The 15,427-nt window shown below is 46.1% G+C and carries 17 protein-coding genes, 1 tRNA gene, 1 riboswitch and 1 other annotated feature; of the genes, 1 reads left to right on the forward strand and 17 read right to left on the reverse strand.

The genetic code is table 11. The features are described from left to right. Nucleotides 1-78: 78 nt before the first annotated feature. From ilvN to BN6465_RS12630, 7 genes are all read right to left on the reverse strand, one after another. Nucleotides 79-591, reverse strand: coding sequence for an acetolactate synthase small subunit (ilvN, locus tag BN6465_RS12600; protein WP_066735806.1), 513 nt, complete (start codon nt 589-591; stop codon nt 79-81). 15 nt (nt 592-606) lie between these two features. Continuing rightward, nucleotides 607-2,331, reverse strand: a complete 1,725-nt coding sequence (gene ilvB / locus BN6465_RS12605) for a biosynthetic-type acetolactate synthase large subunit (protein WP_066735808.1) — start codon at nt 2,329-2,331, stop codon at nt 607-609. A gap of 67 nt (nt 2,332-2,398) precedes the next feature. Continuing rightward, nucleotides 2,399-2,649 (reverse strand) — a binding site (T-box leader). 103 nt (nt 2,650-2,752) lie between these two features. Then, entirely contained in the window at nt 2,753-3,238 is a 486-nt protein-coding gene (locus tag BN6465_RS12610) for a dihydrofolate reductase (RefSeq protein ID WP_066735810.1), read from the reverse strand. Between the two features lie 24 nt (nt 3,239-3,262). Then, on the reverse strand, nt 3,263-4,111 hold the full coding sequence (gene thyA, locus BN6465_RS12615) for a thymidylate synthase (RefSeq protein WP_066735813.1): 849 nt from the start codon (nt 4,109-4,111) through the stop codon (nt 3,263-3,265). Nucleotides 4,112-4,136: 25 nt separating this feature from the next. Then, nucleotides 4,137-4,568: a MarR family winged helix-turn-helix transcriptional regulator gene (locus tag BN6465_RS12620; RefSeq protein ID WP_066735818.1), complete on the reverse strand. Its 432-nt coding sequence runs from the start codon at nt 4,566-4,568 to the stop codon at nt 4,137-4,139. 27 nt (nt 4,569-4,595) lie between these two features. Beyond that, nucleotides 4,596-5,162 (reverse strand): folate family ECF transporter S component, encoded by a 567-nt coding sequence (locus BN6465_RS12625; protein ID WP_066735820.1) that lies wholly within the window; start codon nt 5,160-5,162, stop codon nt 4,596-4,598. A gap of 68 nt (nt 5,163-5,230) precedes the next feature. Beyond that, nucleotides 5,231-5,340, reverse strand: a riboswitch (THF riboswitch). Between the two features lie 71 nt (nt 5,341-5,411). Then, nucleotides 5,412-6,695 carry a homoserine dehydrogenase gene (locus BN6465_RS12630; protein ID WP_066735822.1) on the reverse strand — a complete coding sequence of 428 codons (1,284 nt, stop codon included), beginning with the start codon at nt 6,693-6,695 and terminating at the stop codon, nt 5,412-5,414. A 158-nt stretch (nt 6,696-6,853) separates the two neighbouring features. On the opposite strand from BN6465_RS12630, the gene BN6465_RS12635 reads away from it, so the two are divergent. Next, entirely contained in the window at nt 6,854-7,735 is an 882-nt protein-coding gene (locus BN6465_RS12635; RefSeq protein ID WP_066735824.1) for a hypothetical protein, read from the forward strand. Between the two features lie 75 nt (nt 7,736-7,810). Here the strand turns inward: BN6465_RS12635 and BN6465_RS12640 are convergent, their stop codons facing one another. The 10 genes from BN6465_RS12640 to BN6465_RS12685 all read right to left on the reverse strand — a co-directional run bounded on the left by BN6465_RS12640 (nt 7,811) and on the right by BN6465_RS12685 (nt 15,174). Beyond that, nucleotides 7,811-8,839 (reverse strand): hypothetical protein, encoded by a 1,029-nt coding sequence (locus tag BN6465_RS12640; RefSeq protein ID WP_066735827.1) that lies wholly within the window; start codon nt 8,837-8,839, stop codon nt 7,811-7,813. 216 nt (nt 8,840-9,055) lie between these two features. Continuing rightward, complete coding sequence (locus tag BN6465_RS12645; protein ID WP_066735829.1) at nt 9,056-9,973, reverse strand: DNA/RNA non-specific endonuclease; 918 nt, start codon at nt 9,971-9,973, stop codon at nt 9,056-9,058. A 102-nt stretch (nt 9,974-10,075) separates the two neighbouring features. Next, nucleotides 10,076-11,233 (reverse strand): ABC-2 family transporter permease, encoded by a 1,158-nt coding sequence (locus BN6465_RS12650; protein WP_066735831.1) that lies wholly within the window; start codon nt 11,231-11,233, stop codon nt 10,076-10,078. A 1-nt stretch (nt 11,234) separates the two neighbouring features. Next, on the reverse strand, nt 11,235-11,930 hold the full coding sequence (locus BN6465_RS12655; RefSeq protein WP_066735832.1) for an ABC transporter ATP-binding protein: 696 nt from the start codon (nt 11,928-11,930) through the stop codon (nt 11,235-11,237). Continuing rightward, entirely contained in the window at nt 11,915-12,631 is a 717-nt protein-coding gene (locus tag BN6465_RS12660; protein WP_066735833.1) for a hypothetical protein, read from the reverse strand. Before BN6465_RS12660 ends, BN6465_RS12655 begins: the two co-directional genes overlap by 16 nt. Continuing rightward, nucleotides 12,628-13,080, reverse strand: coding sequence for an RNA polymerase sigma factor (locus BN6465_RS12665; protein ID WP_199882840.1), 453 nt, complete (start codon nt 13,078-13,080; stop codon nt 12,628-12,630). Before BN6465_RS12665 ends, BN6465_RS12660 begins: the two co-directional genes overlap by 4 nt. A gap of 172 nt (nt 13,081-13,252) precedes the next feature. After that, complete coding sequence (locus tag BN6465_RS12670; protein WP_066735839.1) at nt 13,253-13,465, reverse strand: hypothetical protein; 213 nt, start codon at nt 13,463-13,465, stop codon at nt 13,253-13,255. A gap of 143 nt (nt 13,466-13,608) precedes the next feature. After that, nucleotides 13,609-13,681 (reverse strand) — tRNA-Gly (locus tag BN6465_RS12675). A gap of 229 nt (nt 13,682-13,910) precedes the next feature. After that, the gene (locus BN6465_RS12680; RefSeq protein ID WP_066735841.1) at nt 13,911-14,153 is read right to left on the reverse strand and encodes a hypothetical protein; all 243 of its coding nucleotides are present in this window, start codon (nt 14,151-14,153) and stop codon (nt 13,911-13,913) included. A gap of 97 nt (nt 14,154-14,250) precedes the next feature. Beyond that, on the reverse strand, nt 14,251-15,174 hold the full coding sequence (locus tag BN6465_RS12685; protein WP_066735843.1) for a phage lytic cycle repressor MrpR family protein: 924 nt from the start codon (nt 15,172-15,174) through the stop codon (nt 14,251-14,253). Nucleotides 15,175-15,427 lie beyond the last annotated feature (253 nt).

The following is a 15,427-nucleotide window of genomic DNA, read 5'->3' on the forward strand; positions in this document are numbered from 1 at the left end:
CTAAAGTTTGTTTTTATTATAGACCCTCTCAATTTCAAATTCAAGAGTGCGCTCTGTTTTTTCAAAAATAATTTTATTTTATCTTATGGGGAGCGTGATTGCTTCTATCCCAACGCTTCCTCCCCGCACAACTTCAATCGCGTTAAACTCGGATTTTAGGAATTGAATGATGGCAGTATTCTTATGTGCGGTGTGCACGAACTCCAAGAGTACACTGTCGTGCCCGTAGTCCCTCACCTTAGCCTGATAAGTCTGCGCTATCTGGAAGAGCCTTGTCTTGTCATCCAATGAGCAGTTCTTGATTTTGATGAACATAATCTCCTGCATCACAACCGACAGATCTGTAAAGTCGATCACTTTGATTACCTCTACCATACGGTTCAACTGCTTCTTGATCTGCTCGTATGTCTCCTCGTCACTGTTTGTCACGATAGTCATTCTGGACACCGTCGGGTCTTCCGTCGTGCCAACGGTAAGGCTCTCCAGATTATAAGATTTCCCGGAAAAAAGTCCGGATATTTTCGATAATACGCCGACCTGATTCTCTACAAACAGAGAAATTCCTCTTTTTTTCATTGTTCTATTCTGCATAATCTTTCTCCCTTCCTAACAATCCAGAATCATTTCTTCCAGCGTTCCGCCCGGTTTAATCATCGGGTAGACCTGCTCTTCCGGGTCAATGATAAATTCAATCAAGGTCGGGACCTTTAATTCCCGGTTTTTCTTTGCCTGCTCGAAGGCCGGTCTCATCTCTTCCGGTTTGGCCACCCGGATACCCTTTGCCCCGTAGCTCTCTGCAAGCTTTACGAAGTCGGGCGTGTACTTCGGTGGCTTCTCATCCCCACGTCTGGTGGCCGCTCCGGCGCGCAAGTCCGTCATGGAGTAACGCTTTCCGTAGAACAGCTTCTGCCACTGGCGTACCATGCCAAGATAGGTATTGTTGAACACGCAGAGTATCAGAGGAAGCTCCTCCAGAACCGCCGTGGCGAACTCCTGAATATTCATCTGCATTCCCCCGTCTCCGGATACCGCGATAACCGTACTTTCGGGATTGCCTATCTGTGCGCCTACCGCTCCCGGGAAACCGTAGCCCATAGTTCCCAGACCGCCGGACATGAGAAGGCGCTTATTCTCATTTAATTCCAGATACTGTGAAACAAACATCTGATGCTGGCCAACATCCGATACGACAATTGCCTCGTCGAACACTTCATTCATCGTCTCAATGATGTCCTGCGGCTGCATGATGCCTGCCTTCGGTTTCATTTTCAGAGGATGTTCCTGCTGCCACTCCCCAATATGTTCTAGCCACTCTGCCGTGTCGCAGGGCTCTACATATTCCAATAATTTCTCGATAGCTTCCTTCGCATCGGCAACTATCGGGACGTCAACTTTAATATTTCTGGAAATGGAAGCCGTGTCGATATCTATATGTACAATCTGGGCATTCTGTGCAAATGCATGCAGTTTGCCGGTTATTCTGTCGTTGAATCTTGTGCCTATCGAGAAAAGTAAATCACATTCCCCCACGGACATATTGGAAGCATAGGCCCCATGCATACCGAGGTTCCCGATGAAAAGCGGATGGTCAGTGGGAATTGCCCCACGTCCCATGACGGTAGTGACAACCGGCACATTGGTCGTTTCCACCAGCTTCTTAAAGCTTTCATTGGCATTGGCAATATTGATTCCGCCTCCTGCGAGGAAAAGCGGCCTTTTTGCCTTGCCAAGCATTTTGAGCGCCCGTTTCAGCTGGCCGATATGTGCATTGGTAGTCGGCTTATACCCTCTGATATTGACACTCTCCGGATAATCCGGGCTTCCAAGCTCCGCCATAACATCCTTCGGCAAATCAATGAGCACCGGCCCCGGCCTTCCTGTTCTTGCAATATAAAAAGCCTCTTTGATAATACGCCCCAAGTCCTCTCTGTCTCTGACTGTCACGCCGTACTTTGTAATACTTCTTGTAATCCCAACGATATCTACTTCCTGAAACGCGTCATTACCGATGAGGTGCCGCGCCACCTGTCCCGTGAAACATACAAGCGGGACACTGTCATAGTTCGCTGTCGCAAGCCCCGTCACCAGATTGGTCGCTCCCGGTCCGCTCGTAACAAGGCAGACGCCGACCTTTCCGGTAGATCTGGCGTAGGCGTCCGCCGCGTGAACGAGCGCCTGCTCATGGCGCGGTAGAATGACCTTCGTATAATCCTGCTTGTAAAGCTCGTCACTGATATCAATCGTGCAGGCTCCCGGATACCCAAACAAAGTATCCACGCCCTCTTCCCTCAGCGCTTTAACCAGTAACTTGTTCCCCGAAATTTTCTTCATAAACCTTTACCTCCTTTTTATATCAGTCCCAAATTGTAAAAGAAATGCCCTAAACCGGCTCTTGCTGGTTTAGGGCGAATATACTATCCGTGTTACCACCTAACTTCAGAGATATCTATCTCTGCACTCTGTCAATACGGGACTGTTCCGATATTGCTCCCCTGTAACGTAGGGATTACGTCGAAGTCTACTAAGGCTTCCGCCCGTTCGGTTCGCTGCTCAAAGGCTACTTCCATAATCCCTTCACGAAGACTTTCACCCGCCGTCTCCTCTCTTTGCATCTGGTGATTATGTACTCCTCCTTGTCATAGCATTTGTACTATTTTCTTCACTGATTTCTAAATGTTATATTCATTATAGATATGAGGTCCGTCTTTGTCAATGATAATTTTTGCAAATCTTATTGATTTATTTTATCCCATTAAACCCGCTCATATTTTGCAAATACATATTCCAAATCAAAGTACGTCTGCTCGTCGCTCACTCCGGTCAGCTTCCAAGCTTCATCCTCGTCCAGATTGGGAAAATAAGTATCCGCCTCATAGGCATGGTCAATCTTTGTAATGTATGCGGTGTCACAGTACGGAAGCATGGCCCGGTAAACGCTTTCCCCGCCGATCACAAATACTTCTCCCTCTTGTTTCCCGCATTCTTGCACCGCTTCCTCTACACTGTGGACAACAATGGCATCTTTCACCTGATAGTCCTGATTCTGTGTAATCACAATATTGACCCGGTTTTTGAGCGGCTGCCCCTGCGGAAAACTTTCCAGCGTCTTACGCCCCATGACCACGATATTGCCCTTCGTAGTCTCGCGGAAGAACTTCATGTCTGCCGGAATACTCACCAAAAGCTTATTATTCTTGCCAATCGCCCAGTTTTTGTCTACTGCTACAATCAAATTCATCTCTGACTCTCTCCTTTTTCACAATTAAACCGCAATCGGTATGTTCTTTATCTGAGGCCCGGTCACGTAATTCTCGAGCTTCACATCCGCTGTCGTGAATTCATAGAAATCTTTCACTTCCGGATTCAGCCAGAAGGACGGGGCCGGGTAGGCTTCCCGTCCAATCAGCTCCTCGATCAGCGGAATATGGCGGTCGTAGATATGGGCGTCAGCAATCACATGGACGAACTCGCCCACCTGCATGCCGCATACCTGCGCCAGCATATGGAGCAATACCGCATACTGACAGACATTCCAGTTATTGGCCGCCAGTACATCCTGAGAGCGCTGGTTCAATATCCCATTGAGCGTCAGCTTATCGCTGTTTCTTTCCTTCGTCACATTGAAGGTCATGCTGTAGGCACATGGGTACAGGTTCATCTCGTGCAAGTCCTGATGCACATAAATATTCGTCATTATCCTCCGGCTGTATGGATTATTCTTCAAATCATAAATCACCCGGTCCACCTGATCCATCATGCCTTCTCTATACTGATGCTTTACGCTCATCTGATAACCGTAGGCCTTCCCGATAGAGCCGTCCTCATCGGCCCAGCTGTCCCAGATATGGCTGTTCAATTCGTGGATATTATTGGACTTTTTCTGCCAGATCCACAGAATCTCATCCGTGCAGCTTTTAATCGCCGTCTTGCGCAGCGTCAGCGCCGGAAACTCTTTGCGCAAATCGTACCGGTTCACCACCCCGAACTTCTTGATCGTGTAGGCCGGTGTCCCATCCTCCCACCGCGGACGTACCTTTTCTCCTTCCGTGCTGGTGCCATGGTCAATAATGTCCCGGCACATGTCAATAAACACTTTATCTGCGTAACTCATATTTCCTCCTTATTTCCTGCTCTTTCTATGGCTCTGATATATTATATAGAACCCGCTCCAGCGCCTTTTTCAGCGCCTGCACTTCCTTCTTATTCATCCCGATCGTAAGCTGTCTGTCGCTTTTCTTGCGGCTTGCCTCCATTTTCTTCTGGATATCGTAGGCTTTCTCCGTCAAGTAGATGTTGTTGCAGCGCTTATCCTTGGGACTTGGCACGGAAAGAATAAATCCCTTTTCATCCAGCCGCTTTAAAAGTCCGGTCACCGTGGGATTCTTAAGGCTCAGATGCCTCTCGATATCCCGCTGGGTAATCTCCTCTTTACTGCTGTTGAACAGATAGTCCAGCACCGCACACTGGGAAGACGTTATCCCGATGGATTTCAACATACGGTTAAAGTCCTTCTCGTACACATTGTTAATCTGTTTAATTAAAAACCCTATGGTGGTCCGTTCCTGCATTATTCACACTCCCTCTGAATGAACGCTTTACTTCCTGATTTTAACACGGATTGCCCCAAATACCCCCGCTCTCTGCAGCACCACGACGACCGCATAAAACAGGGCGGTCTCCACCGGCACCATGACCAGCTGCTTTAACGCTCTGGCCGGAAGCAGGACGTGAAAGGCCTGTCCATAAAGCATAGACAGCCAAAGAGTATTCAGTCCGATATTCACAACAACTGCCACAACCGCTTTTGCCGCCGCTATCCGTTTCAGGCTGACGGGCTTCTTGTACAACAGGCATCCATAAATCACCCCGCCCACGACCGCGCTGAGCGTGAAGCCGGGAAAAAATGCCCCGGTAGGCTTGACCACATACTTGATAATATCTGCCGCACCCGCCATGATGCCGCCCACGGCAGGCCCGAACATCAGCGCAGTCAGTTCATTGGCTATAAAAGAAAATCCAATTTTCAGATAGTCTCCTATCTGCACCGTGCCGAAAAAACCAAGTATGACGGCCACCGCCATCAACATTGCCGTCACCGCCAATGTCCTCATGTCCTTCAGTTCCCTCGCCGAAGACGAAAAAACTTCTCTTAATTTGTACATAAAAAATACCTCCTTTGCAGTAGTTTCCTTCGCTACGCATAGCAGGTATTCTTCATATCTGTATGTGCAGCAGCGGGATGCGGAATGTGAACCGCAAGTATACATTGAGATGCAACTTTTCGTCCGACTGGCAACTCCCCGTCCGGCTGGCACTTAACGCTCACATTCCTACTCTGCTCTTACCTATATAATTACAATCCTTAACGAGGCCTATTATATCACTTCCATAGGCTTTCGTAAACCGGTTTTCTAATATTCCCGTATCACACTGCTGACTTCGCTGACGATGTCCATGCTCCCCAGCTCTTTCAGCGCGTCCTGCATATGGTACTCCTTGACCGCCGCAGTCCCGATTACCAGCTCCGCCTTGGCAGCTTTTGCCTTCCTCTGGATGACCCGCTCAATGCTGACTTTATGACCCCCGAACACATTGGCGATAGCCGCCAGTACTCCCGGCTCATTCCGCACCTGCATACGCAGGAAAAAGCGGTTCTTTACTTCCCCAAAGTCCTTGAGCTTCAAAGTCCGGTAACAGCCGCAGCCTATTCTTCCGCTGCAATGGTACTGCATATTTCTGGCTATATCGATGACGTCACCTACCACAGCACTCGCAGTCGGCATCTCCCCCGCGCCTCTCCCGTAGAACATCGTATCCCCCACTGCGTCGCCGTGGACGAACACTGCATTGAAGGAGTCCCGCACCGCCGCCAGAGGATGATTCCTGTCAATTATCATAGGATAGACACCCACTTCAATTCCCTGCGCCGTATTGCGCGCCACGCCAAGGAGCTTAATCAGGCTGTCGAACTCCTTCGCGTAGGCCACATCCTTCGCCGTTATCTTCGTGATTCCTTCCGTATACACATCAGAAAACACCACTCTGGAGCGGAACGCCGCCGAAGCCATAATCGCCACCTTCCGCCCCGCATCCAGACCTTCCACATCCGCCGTCGGGTCGGCCTCCGCATACCCCAGCTCAGTAGCCATGTCCAGCGCCTCCTGAAAATCCATCCCCTCCTCGAACATTTTGGTCAGGATAAAGTTCGTCGTGCCATTGACTATCCCGATAACCTCATCAATCTCATTCCCCGCAAGACACTGTTTCAACGGTCTTATGATAGGGATACCGCCTGCGACCGCAGCTTCGAACAAAAAATCCGTACCACTCTTTTGCGCGGCCTCCAAAAGCTCCTCCCCATGCTCCGCTATCAAGTCTTTGTTCGCCGAAACCACATGCTTTCCTGCCGCAAGCGCCTCCAGTATCATCGATTTAGCCGGTTCCATACCGCCCATCACTTCAATAATAATATCAATATCCTTATCTTTGACGATATCTTCCCACTGGTCGGTGAGCAGCCGCTGGTCGATTCCGTGCCTTTCTTTCTTCATATTATGCACAAGAATCCTCTTGATTTCCAGCCGTGCTCCAACCTGAGGCTCCATCTCTTCCCCGCGCCGCCCTATCACTTTATAAACACCTGTACCCACGGTTCCCAGACCTAATAGGCCTATTTGAATCTTCTTTTTACCCATTTACCACTTCACCTTCCTGCCGTATTAAAGTTAATAATTCCTATTCTAGCATTTTTTTATGAACATTCAAAGAACTTTCTTGACATCTTTTCCATTCGTGTTAACATTATATATGTGTGAGTATATATAAATTTACGTCAAAAGAGGAGAGATAACTAATGAAATGCCCCATTTGTAATCACGAACTGGAAATTAAAAGTAAAAAGACAGGCGAGACTGAAAATGGAGAAGCAATTTACAATGAATTTGCCATTTGCCATGACTGCAAGAAACAATGGAATTTAGATAAACAAAGAGCTAAAAATGCTGCCAAGACAACAAAGAAAGAAACTCCGGCCGCCGAAGCGCCGGCCTCCAAAGTAAAGAAACGGCGTCCCGCTTCCGCAGCGGCGTCCGCGGAAAAGCCTTTGGCAAAAAGGCCCCGCCCTGCTGCCGAGGCTTCCGAAGTGAGCGCCGAGTCCGGCGCCCCGGAATCACCGAAGCCGAAAAAGAAAAAAAGACCCGCGCCGAAGCCGGAGAACGGCGCTTCTGTTTCAGAGCCGTCCGAGTCTCCAAAGCCAGCGGCAGATACAGACAAAGCCGCAGCGCCGGCTCCAAAGCCGAGAAAGAAAAAACGGCCTGCCCCCAAGCCGGAGAACGGCGAGACAATCCGTCCGGCATTTGCTGATAAACCGGAGGATGTAGAAGCCCCGCCACGCCCGCGCCCGAAGAAAAAGAGGCCTGCTGTCAAAGCAGTGGACAAGCCCGGCGAAGAGTTATCCGGCCCATTGGAAAAGGAGCCTGAAGAACGCCCGAAAGTCAAGAAGCGCCGGCCCATTGATAACACAGAAGAAAAAATTACATACTCTAATATTCCTCCCAAACATGTCCGTGATGCCAGAGAACAGGAGATGCGGGATAATTACCAGAATATGCTGGATGAAGGCGATGACGAATGGGATGACGATGACCGCAGATTCCCGGTCTGGCTGATCGTTATCATTGTATTGATCGTATTAGCCGCGGCAGCATTCGCAGGATATTGGTTCCTACTCCGGTAAACATAATAAGAATTTCTTGTCTTCGGACTATGAAAAGGAGACAGCCCACTCATTGGACTGTCTCCTTATTATATATTACTGGTCGATTTTATCAATACGTACTCCCGGTATGGTAATCGTCGCCCCCAGCGTTGACTGGTAGCTGATCGTTCCTTCCGAAGTTCCATAAATGGTGATATGGTCATCTTCCAATATTCTTGTTGATACAATGGAGCTGGAATAATTTCCAAGCAATATCCTGTCATAATCGTCATCCACTGCCAGCCTGATCTGTACTGTTCCGCTGCCCTCAATGACTTGAACTACTTTTCCGTAAAACTTCACCTTCTTACGCTTGAAATCATCCGGTGTCCTCGACAGCTGGTCATATGTAATCCCGGTCTCATATCCCTTTGCTTCCTCCGCCTCTTTCGCAGCCTTTGCCTCATCTATCTTCTTTTGGCTCTCTGCTGCCAAAGCCTGTGCCTCTTTATCCTCCTCTTTGCCGTTATACTTTTCGTGGAGGGCCCCAGCCAGCTCGATTACCTTCTTCCAGTCCCCCTTTTCATAGGCGTTCTTGACATCCACAAGCTGCTTTGCCGCTCCGTTTTTCAACTCCTCGTTCTCATCCTCAAGCGTCTTCTTTTGTGACGTTAAGGTGTCGATTTTTCCCTGCTGTGATTTATTTAACTGGCGGGCATCGGTATAATCGGTCTGCAATTTCACGTGCTCTTTGCTCAATTTGTCAAATTCCTTTTGGAGCTTACCTTTTTGGCTCATAGTCACTCCTACCGTAATAAGAAGGACTACAATAACTGCGCCACCGACAATTTCCAGTATTTTTCTTTTGTCCATCGGCTTTTTCCCGGAGGCTGCTTTCAATTCCTCTGCGGCTGCATACCCCATCCCCACATCCGGCGGACCTTCTGGATTGGGAACCCCTTCCGGGGGCGCCACATTTTCCGGAGGTACTGTCTCTTCCTCAGCTGGTGGGGCCTCTTCTACGGCCGCCTCTTCCTCAGCCAATGGAACTTCTTCCACGACCGCCTCTTCCTCGGCTATGACGTCCTCTGCCGTTGCGGCTCCTTCTTGATTCTGCAGGTTCATCTCGTCTTTGTTTTCCATACGCGTACCTCCCTCAGGTTCTGGATTTAGAATATTTTTATCAAATATTTCTATGAATTATATATATATTATCATATTTTTCAATAAATTTCATCATTTATTTAGTATATTGTGTCGAAATGTGTCACATTTTTCATTTTTACAGTTTTCGCCAAACAAAAAGGTGCAAAATCTGGTATCTATACCACATTTTACACCTTACTTTACTAAAAATTTTTATGGGTTGCACCTTTTACATGGCTCATATCCTTGTTCCATAAGCCCCTTTTTGCTTCCCATGAATTTTCCTTTATTTTCAGTTTTAATATCGTCTACACTCTCGCAGTCTGGCCTGTGAAATTTACGGGTATTCATGTTCAGAATAAACTCACTTTCCTCCGCACCATCTTCCGTTCTATCGACAGGTATCTCTGACTTCCGGCTTTCTCCCTCGGCATAATCTATTGCGATTCCCGGCTGTACATTATATATATAGACATTAAAACATACTCCTTCCCCGCCGTCTTCCACGGATTGGGCTTCCAGCTGAACCCCGGACGCCACCAGATTGTCCTCTTTAAAAATCGGAGTCGCCCTGAACATCACATGATTTTCGGTTTCCTTTACATAATCAGCCACCTCGTTTTCAAATGGCAGCATCCCCGTCACATTCAGATACCTCGTCCCTGTTATAAGATTCCTTTCATTCGCATTTTCACCGCTCAGCTGATATCCGATAAGGTGGCAGCGGTTGTATAGAAACTTCCCATCGATATTGTCATATTTGACAGTGTGCCATCCCGAAGGTTTGATTTGCCCTATCTGTCCTCTTTCTTCCGTAGGCATCAAGTCTGTCCCGATACTGGCTTCGGCCGCCCCACACCGCCCGAGCTCATCTAATTCACTGTAATATTCATAGGATTCGTCAGTCAATTCCTCCTCATCGAAGCTTGGCTGATTGTCATTCAATTCTACATAAGGCTCCCCCGTATATTCGGGTATCCCTTCCAGCGAGACTGCTGCCTGCTCCGACGATATGGCAGAATATTCATTCTTTGAATTTGAATCGGTATCTATTGTATCACATGATGTGGAAGTTAATATAAATACTATTAAAAGCCATGATAAAATAAATTTATTCCTATACTTTTTCATACAGTTTTCTCCTGCTCCCCGGGTAAATTGATATGATAGTCCAAAAGTATTATATCGGAATATGGCGCTTATGGAAAGTAAAAAAGTAAAATTTCTAAAAGGCTATCTTGCGCCGATCTGATACCTTTCATATATTCTTTTCCCCACAAAGAACAACAAAGCTGCCGTCACGCAGTATATAATCGGGGCTATTTGAAAATTGGTCAGATATTTTCCAAATACGGAGACCAGCCTGTCATCCCATAGTTCCCAAGCCGTCAATAAGTTTGTCGGCAGCAGGTCATATATTTGTGAAACTAGTCTAAATTGATAAGGTATATCCACCAGCATCGTTAAAATCATAATCCCAACGGGAATTGCCATGACCGCCACGCTGTTTTTTAACGCTTCTGATAAGAACATAATCACGATACTATATAAGACTGATACCAGTATAAGTATAAAAAGTAAAACCAAAACAGCCCCTCCTATGCTCATCGTCCATGACGACATGGGAAAAGCAATCTGAAGCGCTGTATGAAAGCCGTCTGCCCCGTAAATCGCAATGCTCGAAACCGCGGAGACCCCGAACAGAATGATGGCTGTCACTGCGCCAAAAGTTATTCCCGCAAGAATCTTTGCTAAATATAATTGTTTTTTCCCGTATTGGCTGCATAATATAATCGCATCCGTTTTTCCAAAGTGTTCCATCGAAAACACATTGGAAAGACTAATCGTAATCATAAGCAGCAGCATATAATTTATTGTGTACGCATACTCCCATAGATTCGACCAGCCATCTCCATATTCATATGTGAACGGTGTCTCTATTTTTGAGTCTTTTTCAGACCAATACTGTCTTTCCTTTTCCGTGAGCATCTGGTCTGCGCGGTTTTGAGATATGGAATCCTGCCGCATCAGATACAGTCCCTCAGAATCTATTTCTTGTGACACTTCGTCGGCTCCTGTAATATCTTGTACAAACATATAGATTGGTAAATATGCTCTTACTTCACCCTCCGCCGCTCCTTCTCTGTACGAATCCTGCATTTCTTTAAGCAGAGTATCATCAATTCTTCTGCCCGAAAGATTTCTCGCATACTGCCTGACTATCTTCATCCTTTCATAACCGCTGATTTCCCCATCGTAAACGGAAGAAACCAAATCGGAAACGCTCAAGAACACGCATAATAAAACCATGACCGCCCCTGCAATCCACACAATTTTTCTGTGGATAATCTTCCTGATTTCATAGACATATAACCTGCCTGTAACGTTCATTTTAATCCTCCTCGAACTGCTTCAGATAAAATTGCTCTAAATCCCCGAATTTGTCCTGCCATCCACCCTGATAAATCAGCTGTCCATCCTTCATCATCAAAATATTGTCCGCAATATGCTCGATATCCGAGACAATATGTGTAGAAAGAATGACAATATTATCCTTTCCAATCTCCGCTATGATATTGCGGAACCGGACTCGTTCTTTCGGGTCCAGCCCTGCGGTCGGCTCATCCAGAATGAGCAGGCTCGGGTCATTTAATAATGCCTGCGCGATTCCGAGCCGCTGTTTCATCCCCCCGGAGTAGCTCTTTATTTTTTTGTCCGCGCCTTCTTTCAAAGATACGATTTCCAAGAGTTCCTCTGTCCTGCGCTTTGCCTGCCTCTTTGTCAGCCCCTTTAATGTTGACATGTACAGCAGGAAATCCATGCCCGTAAAATCCGGATAATATCCAAAATCCTGTGGCAGATATCCTAACTTTGCGCGGTATTCCTCCGCCGAGACATCTATGCCGTCAAGTGTCACTGTCCCGCTGTCCGGCTTTAGAACACCGCAGATCATTCTCATAAGCGTTGTTTTTCCTGCCCCATTCGCTCCTAATAATCCATGCACTCCTTTTTCTAACTTTAAGGAGATGCGGTCCACCGCAATTTTATTATGATACTGTTTAGTCAATCTATCTAAGATAAGCTCCATGCCAATTCCTCCGTCTGTCTAATACTTCTTTTTATTTCCCTTGCCGCCAGCACAACCAAAAAAGCAAATCCTATCAGCCAAATGGATGTATATTTCATTTCGTACACCACCGGAAAAATGCGGTGAGTAAACATATTCATCCCGCTGACACCGACAGCCACCCCCATACACACATATATAGATTCTGCCCCAGATATTTTTCTTATTGCCCACAGTCCCAAAAATGCCGTCAACATATAAGGCACTAATATATAGAGGCCAACTTGAAAAACAGACGCAAGATGGTGCACTGCACAAAATGGAATCAAAAACGCAAGTAAAATAAGATGCGCTGCCCCCAAAATCCCCATTCTGGCAAGCATGACGCTCTTCAGCGAAAATCGGGCTGTCATTTCCAATTCCGCCATCCGATAAGCGCTAGAGCGGACATTTTCTGTGAGAATGGACAGCGCAATAAATGGAACCAGCGCTGAAATTATCCACAGCACATCCTTCTCCATCACGCTGCCACAAACAACGGCGGCTCCAAAAGTAAGGGCAAAAATCCCCCAAATATACTTAGGAATATATCCAATCTGCGATATGGCAAAAGACAGATTGCTGATTTCAGTCTGCGGAACCTTCTTCAAAAATTCTTTTTTTCGTGTTGGCGCAGGCGCTTCAAAAGCTTCCCGCAGTCCCTTTTTTAAACCCGGCTTCATTTAAAATCCTCCTCTCCCAGTATATCTTTCAACTGCCTTAAAGCTTTCTTTGTCTTCCGATAAAGAGAAAATCTGGATATGTCCAGAATACTGCAAATGTCGGATACTGGCACTTCATTTACATATCTTAAAAGCAGCAATTCCTGCTCCTCTTCTGTGAGCTGTGATACCGCTTCTTTTACTGCAATACCTGTAAGTATCTCATCCTCCTTATCCTCTGCCAGAAGTTCCTCTTCCAATACCTCTGCCCGTTTACCACGGTATGAGTCGACACACAAATTGTGGGCAATCGTATAAAGATACCGTAATTTCTGCCCCTTTTCACAGTAACTGTTGTTTTCCAGAAAACGAAGGAAAGTTTCTTGTGTAAGATCTTCTGCCATCTGCTGATGGTGTAATTTAAAATAGCAGTAGCGGTATATTTTATCGTACTGTTCCTCAAAATCCATAAGTATCTCTGAAACCTCCTTTCACTTTGATTAACGGTTTAGGCGTTCATAATGTGCGGTATTAATTTCTTATATTATAAAATAGCATCCAGCTTAAAGAAAACATAAAAATAGGGACAGTCGGGTATATGAAATACTCTCCTGTCCCTGCATTCTTGCCTTTATGCCTGCTTTAACCCAGCTCTTTTCCGGATATGAGCGATTTTAAATCTTCCATGCTGATTTCATGATTCTTAATGAACGTATAATATTCTTTCATATTCCTATTATCGATCTGTGCCTGAACCTCTTTTTCCTTTTGATGTAATCTGGCAAGAAGCTCTTCTGTCTCCTTGATCTCCTGCTGCGTAGACAACAACTGGTCGTCCAATGTTTTTCGTGCCATAACAAGTTACCTCCTACAATTAACATTTTTTTCCAACTCTTAATAGTATATGCGGAGGCCATTGTAAAAATTCTAAAAATATCTCATACGTCGAATACATTATAGAAAGAAAAAAGGAAATCAAATTCATGATTTCCTTAAAGAGCGATAGACGAGACTCGAACTCGCGACCTCCACCTTGGCAAGGTGGCGTACTACCAACTGTACTACTATCGCATATCCTGTGTTTGTTTTTGTTTTGTGTTCCTTGGAACAATACATATATTACCGTATAGGAATGGATTTGTCAACCGTTTTAATCAAAAAAATTATGTTGCTCTTTTTTCATGTTTTTCCCTGTTTTTCCGTATTATCACCACCTGTCCACGCATTAGTTGTGTAACTTTTTCCCAAAATCCAAATCGTCAGAATTCACCTCCCTATTCTCCCTGTAACCAGTCAAAATTCACTCTATCAATAGCACTCTGGCCATCCTTTTTTCCATTTTTTCCTTATAGATCACATCATATGTGCGGAAAAGCGGCGCTTGAAAAAGTTGAATCTCTACTTCTTTAGAAGTAATGGCCTCAAGACTCTGCCGGGAAATCAACTGGGCCTTGCCTGTCTCTATATCGATGTCTGCCATAAATCCAATCTTTCTGCAATGATCCAATATATCTAAAAATTGAGATTTTGATACATTCCTCATCTTTTCATCTCCTCTCTACACTCCGCCAGCGGCGGGCCGCTTAAGCGCAAAATTCCCCCGGACATCATCCGGGGGAATCACATATTTTTATACTGCATCAGGATACCTGCTCCAAATAGGACTGAAACGAGCGTATGAACTGTCTCATATCCATCTTGTCCAAAACAGAATCCCGAAAATATTTGTCATACTTCCTATTATCTTCAAATCCTTCCTTGTTTCTGTCAAACTTCAGCTCTTTTACATCAATTCCGTCTTCCAGCAGCTCATAATAAATCTTATTAAAGTACCCGCTGTTTCTGATAATCGTCTTCGTGAGCCGTTCTTCATCCAAAATTTCCTTCGCCTCATCGAGCAGGCAGCGGAACTGCCGTACCATGCTGGAGGACGACACCTTCTCCTTCCGGCTCTTCCATATGGAATCCGGATAGAGCGCGTAGCGGTACCGGAACGTCCTGCTCCTGCTCTCGACCTCCGTCACCTTATGGGCCGCCAGCAAAAGCTGTATGAACTGGGAAGATACCTTCTGCTTTCTGCCGCCTATCTTGACCGTTCTATTCTTTCTGTCGATATCCTGCAGCCTGAGGCCGGCAAGCTCTGCATAGTCGAGTCCCTCATATATTCCAACAAAAAAAGAAGTGATATAGACGCCATAGGTAGACTTCTTCAGCGTCTCAACGTATTCCTCATACATCTCTCTCGATATATAAAATTCTGTCTTTGACCTATAAAACACCTCCTGCAGAAAATCATTGGAAATCACTGCAGGCGCAATCCAATTAAACGGCGCGTACCCTTTGATCACACACCAGTCTATATATTTTGTGATTCTGCTTCTGGTAGTCTTGGCGCTCGAAAAACTGTTGAAAGTCAACAGATAAGCAAGAAGCTCCTCTGTGTCCATCCGAGCTAAATCCTTCCGCTTCTCCGCCTCATAGTCTGCCGCCGCCTCAAATACATATTTCCAGTAATCATTTTGGGCATATCTAATAAACTCTTCCTTCTGCGACTCATTATACATACGCTCACCTCTTTAAGAAAAAGTATAGCACGAGCCTGTAAATGGGTCAATGATAATTGCTGTAAATGCCGTTAATTTCCTTGATAAATGGCTGTTCCCTTTGCTCTGGCCAACGCGGACGGTCATCTCTTCCGGTCACCTGCAGCATAGCCTGCACCGGCGGAGTTCCTATGTCCTCTCAAGCGGCCTGCCGGCTGGATATCCCGGCGCCGCCTCTCACCCAGTATACACTGTGCGCGCCCTGGATTGCTTT

Source organism: Bariatricus massiliensis (assembly GCF_900086725.1).
Classification (GTDB): Bacteria; Bacillota; Clostridia; order Lachnospirales; family Lachnospiraceae; genus Allocoprococcus; species Allocoprococcus massiliensis.